The organism is Bacteroides xylanisolvens XB1A, assembly GCF_000210075.1.
Taxonomy (GTDB): Bacteria; Bacteroidota; Bacteroidia; order Bacteroidales; family Bacteroidaceae; genus Bacteroides; species Bacteroides xylanisolvens.
The window spans coordinates 419492-424472 of sequence record NC_021017.1 but is presented as its reverse complement, the minus strand read 5'-3'; the positions used below and the strand labels follow the sequence as shown (position 1 = coordinate 424472).

Here is a 4981-nt window from a genome sequence, read left to right as displayed (position 1 = left end):
ATTTTTCCTGGTGCACATTCCATCCGGCAGAGACAGAGGGGAAGTAACCTACTCTATTGTCTTTATGGAATTTGGAAGATTCATCCCGGCGGATACTCAAGGATAGCAGATATTTATTATCATAATCGTAGTTCACACGGGCGAAGAAAGAGAGCAATGCTGCATTACTGTCGCCTGCCGAAATCTTACCATCTTCATTTTGGAATCCGGTAATATCCGTTCCTCCCAAATCGTTAATGGTAGAGTTGGTCATGTAACGATAGTATTCTCTCATCCAGCTTGTTCCTAATAAAGCGTCTATTGAGTGACGGTTGAATGTTTTGTTGTAAGTCAGCAAGTTATCAATCGTATAAGTGAACTCTTCACCTCTTGTTTCCGATACACTGTTACGTGTGTTGCCATAATCTTTATCGGGAGTTCCATCCGAGTTCCACTTTGTATAGAACTCGGGGGTATGGGTGTAATTATGCTTATTGCTATAATTTCCACTTAACGATAATTTGTATTTTAAGCCGCCCCAAATATCCAGTTGGGCATTTAAAGAGCCGATTAAATCCGTCACTTTATTAAACTGGTCTGTATAATGTAACGGGGCTATCTTATTCTGCGCCTTGCCATCTTCGGGGTTGATGTAATAATCAGGGCCACCAGAGGTAAACCGTCCTTGTTCATCATAAATAGGTAACGTTGGTAAAGCTATGTTGAAAGCTGTTGTAGGAGTTTTATCCTTATGCGTCAGTCCGAGAGTTTCGGAAAATGAGAAACGTCCTTTTTTATAAGAGGTATTCAGGCGGAAGTTATAACGTTTATAATCCGAATAAATCGTCATACCGGTTTGGTCAAGATAACCAAGGCTTGTGCTGAAAGTAGAGTTGTCCCCACCCCCTGCGATACTGGCATTCAGATTCCATACCGGAGCAAACTGTATCCATTCTTCTGACCAGTCGGTATTCAGGTTCGGATTGGTGGGATTGTCATTCTCCGGTGCATGAGGCAAGCCACTGTTATCTGCCACCATATTGGCAAACTCTCTCCATTCCGATGCATTGAGGAACTCCGGAATATTAGTCGTTTTCTGGAAAGCGAACGAACCGTCTATCTGAATGACGGGCTTACCGGACTTTCCTTTCTTGGTAGTAATCAAAACGACCCCATTGGCGGCACGTGAACCGTAGATAGCGGCTGCCGCACCGTCTTTCAGTACTTCGATAGATTCAATATCATTGGGATTCAATGAGCTTAATCCGGCATTACTGAATGCTCCATCAATGACATACAGAGGTTCGGTAGCGCCAAAAGAAGCGGCACCGCGAATCACGATGTTTACATCTGCCCCAGCAACACCAGCTTGCTGCACGATGTCTACACCCGGTGTACGCCCCTGTAAGCTTGAAGCAACATTAGATGATACCTGTTTGCTGATTTCCTGAGAAGAGATGGAAGCAACGGCACCTGTCAGGCTTGATTTCTTCTGCACGCCGTAACCAACTACTACGACTTCATCCAGTACTTCGGTGTCGTCCTGCAATTGGATAGAATATGAGTTCTTATTCCCAACCTTTACTTCCTGTGTTTTATAACCAATATAACTGACAGCCAGAAGAGCGTCTGCCGGAGCATCCAATGTAAAGTTACCATCTACATCTGTCACAGTACCTGTCCCCGCTCCTTTCACCAATACACTGGCACCAATTACTGGTTCGCCTTTGGTATCTGTCACGGTTCCCGTTATTTTCTTTGTTTTTTGGCTCCCTTGTGATGTAACGGGAGCTTCTTTTGCTTTCAAATATATTTTCTTCTCTCCAATTTCATAAGCTACATTTGTACCTGCGAATAAATCATCCAATACTTTAGAAAGGTCTTTGTCTTTTGCCTGGACAGAAACAATCCGTTCGGGATTGACAATCGTACGGCTATATGCTACCGTAAGTCCTGTCTGTTTAGTAATGAGCGAAAAGACTTTCTCCAACTTGACTTGTTGAAGATTCATTGTTATTTTCTGAGCCGACGCCGCAAGACTTACAGCAAAGCTCAATAACAATACAAGCAATACTTTGTTCTTCATACTTAGTTTGTTTAAAGTTATAAATAGGTTCTTAATCTCTTTGTATTTAGTGGACACACGAGATTAAGAAGCGGGTGAGGGAAAAAACGTTTTTTTCTGAAGTTTTTTTATTTCCAATAAATTTTCGTATGATAATACATTAGTTTTCAGCAAGATATAGTTTAGTTTTTATTTGTAGGAAAATGGGATATAAAAAGAAAAGTCCTTCCGGATTTTATTTTCAGAAGGACTTATAACAATAGATTCGTGTTCTTGGCAATTCGCTAGAAACAGTCTTTTGTGATAGTGACGGTATCCTGTTCACATAGTGACGCTATACTTACCGGATACCGTCACTATCACAAAAGGATAGCGTCACTATATTTTTTGCAATCTAGTAAAGTTCCTGATTCACCAATTCGTCAAAGAGCTTTGCATATTTCTCTGCGACTGCTTCCGCAAACTTCTTTCCTTTTTCTACGGAAGCTCCACGTGGATCGCCAACACCGGTATCTTTAGATACTTTCCCCCAGTTCCTGGGAATCCATGCTACTTTTTCATTCAAAGATTGTATGGCAAAAGTTTTATATTCTCCATTCCCTGCTTCTTCAAGATTGACTAATTCGGGGTGATAGTGCATCATTACGGATGTCTCGACTTCATCTGCATGGTCACCCGGATTTTCAAAATAGTCCTTTACCTTTAACACGGTGTACCATTCACTCGATGCTATCAGGAAGTCAGGATAGTCTACCGACAAATCACGAATCATACTTTTAAAAGTATTGCCTCCATGCCCGTTGATAATAACCAATTTTCGGATACCTTGAACATAAAGGGAAGAAACAATATCAGTCAGTATTGCTTTCTGTGTTTCATAACGCGTATGGATACAGAAGGGAAGTTCCCGTTGTCCCGGATTTTGTGAACCCATGCCGATGGGTGGCATAACCATGCAGTTCACGCCATATTTCTGTTTAGCTATCAATGCAGCATCAACTGCTACATCATGGGAAAGAATACAATCTGTCATATATGGCAAATGCAGATTATGAGGTTCAGTAGCTCCCCACGGCAATATCACAATATCATATTTCCTGTCTTTTACTTTTCCATAACAAGATACGGATAAATCCACTTCTTTATTCATATACCCCATTTATTTCTAATGATTATATTATTTCATTTTTACTATCACTTCTTTCTTATCTTCATTATACTCAAACTTCACCGGAGCGATTTTCTCTAAATCCATTAATACTTTCTCTAATAATGTATTGTCCGAAGTCAATGTATAGACATACTTCAAAACGTTTTCATCTTCGACTTTAAACTCTACATTATACCAGCGGTTCAATATTTTAATGACTTCCGGCAACGGGGTATCTTTAAATACTATCACATTCTGTTTCCACATCGATAGGCGTTGCATATCGTTCATTTTGGAAATAGTACACTGCTGGTTATCTTTGTTGTACACTAATCTTTCGCCGGGTTGCACCGGGTATTTCTTTTCCGTAGGAAGGGTAAGATTAATATTTCCTTCATCCAGACATACTACTATATCCTTATTCTCCGGGTAATCCTGTACATTGAAAGAAGTTCCCAATACATGAATTGCCGGTCCACTTAAATTGACTATAAAAGGACGGTTCTTATTTTTAGCTACTACGAAATAGGCTTCTCCTTCAAGATAAACTTCCCGGGTGTTCAAAGCAAACTTCTTCGGGTATCTTAGTTTCGAATCAGAATTGATATATACTTTTGTTCCGTCCTGAAACATGATTTGTATGCGTTCTCCTTTATCTACCACCACTTCCTCATATTCGGAAGTGCCGAACAGGTCGACTTTTGAGTTCAGTTGTATATAAAGTCCGACAATTAAGACAACAGGTATCAATACGGCTGCAACTCGGAAACAGACACGCTTCAACTTCTTGATGCGAATGTTCTTCCGTATCTGTTCTAATATTTTCTTTGAAGGAATATCATGGTCTACATACAAGTCTGCATACTCATTTTTTATCAGTTCGGAATCCCGTGTCATAGCGGCTTCGAGATAGTCGCTACCTTCTTCCGTGGCAAACCACTCTGCCACATATTTAGCATCTTCCGGGCTGGCAATTCCTGCCAGAACTTCTTCTATTTGTTTATCAGTAGGTCTATTCATTTTTATCACTTTATTAAATGGACACTCAAAAAGGTCATTAGTGTGGTAAATGCAACAATTATTAACATCTTACTTAGATGGATACGGAGAAGTTTCAACGCTTCCGAATAATGCGTCTTGATAGTATTTACGGATAAATTCATCCGTTCTGCAATTTCTTGATTTGTCAGTTCCTCCTGTACTTTCATCAAGCAAATATCCCGTTTTTGCGCAGGAAGCATATCCACAGCTTTATAAAAACTGGACATCAACTCTTTTTTCTCCAGTTTTTCTATCAGATTATCTTCGTAAGGCGAAGCGGATTGTGCCATCTCATAGTTCTTTGCAATCGCGCTGTTTTCATTACGAATCAAGTTCAAGACATGATTTTTTGTCATCGTAAAGAGATAGTTCTTTAGGCTGATTCCCACACGTAGTTCTGAACGAAATTCCCACAAACGGCTAAAGACATGTTGCACTACATCTTCTGCCATATCAGAACTCATTAAATAACGATAGGCTAATACATATAATAGTTTATGATACCTTTCATAGGCTTGGGTGAAAGCTCCTTCATCACCTTGTTCAATCAAGGCGAAGAGTTTCTCATCATCTGTATCAGTATATTGGTCAATCTTGTTTTTCATTCTTCGGATTTTGTTTACTTGTTTCCAAAAGAACTAAATGTTTCTCTCTTTATGAAGAGCAAATGTAGCAAATTCCTTAGAAAACCTAGAGGTATTTACGAAAAAAGTCCCCGATTAACAATCCCCATTAAAATGAGGAAC

Annotated in this window: 3 protein-coding genes and 1 pseudogene; all 4 read right to left on the bottom strand. The window is 39.8% G+C overall.

The window, feature by feature from the left end; translation table 11 throughout:
- A pseudogene (locus BXY_RS01745) lies at positions 1-2035 on the bottom strand (SusC/RagA family TonB-linked outer membrane protein); the annotation flags it as partial.
- A 403-nt stretch (positions 2036-2438) separates the two neighbouring features.
- A complete protein-coding gene (locus BXY_RS01740) occupies positions 2439-3194 on the bottom strand; it encodes a creatininase family protein (RefSeq protein ID WP_052587824.1) in 756 nt (251 codons plus the stop codon).
- Between the two features lie 27 nt (positions 3195-3221).
- Positions 3222-4214, bottom strand: coding sequence for a FecR family protein (locus BXY_RS01735; protein WP_015531068.1), 993 nt, complete (start codon positions 4212-4214; stop codon positions 3222-3224).
- 5 nt (positions 4215-4219) lie between these two features.
- The gene (locus BXY_RS01730; protein WP_015531067.1) at positions 4220-4840 is read right to left on the bottom strand and encodes an RNA polymerase sigma factor; all 621 of its coding nucleotides are present in this window, start codon (positions 4838-4840) and stop codon (positions 4220-4222) included.
- Between the last annotated feature and the right edge of the window lie 141 nt (positions 4841-4981).

Bases quoted from the DNA above. Each gene is read 5' to 3' on its own strand.
- BXY_RS01735 (WP_015531068.1), bottom strand. From the start codon at position 4,214: ATGAATAGACCTACTGATAAACAAATAGAAGAAGTTCTGGCAGGAATT.
- BXY_RS01730 (WP_015531067.1), bottom strand. From the start codon at position 4,840: ATGAAAAACAAGATTGACCAATATACTGATACAGATGATGAGAAACTC.
- BXY_RS01740 (WP_052587824.1), bottom strand. From the start codon at position 3,194: ATGAATAAAGAAGTGGATTTATCCGTATCTTGTTATGGAAAAGTAAAA.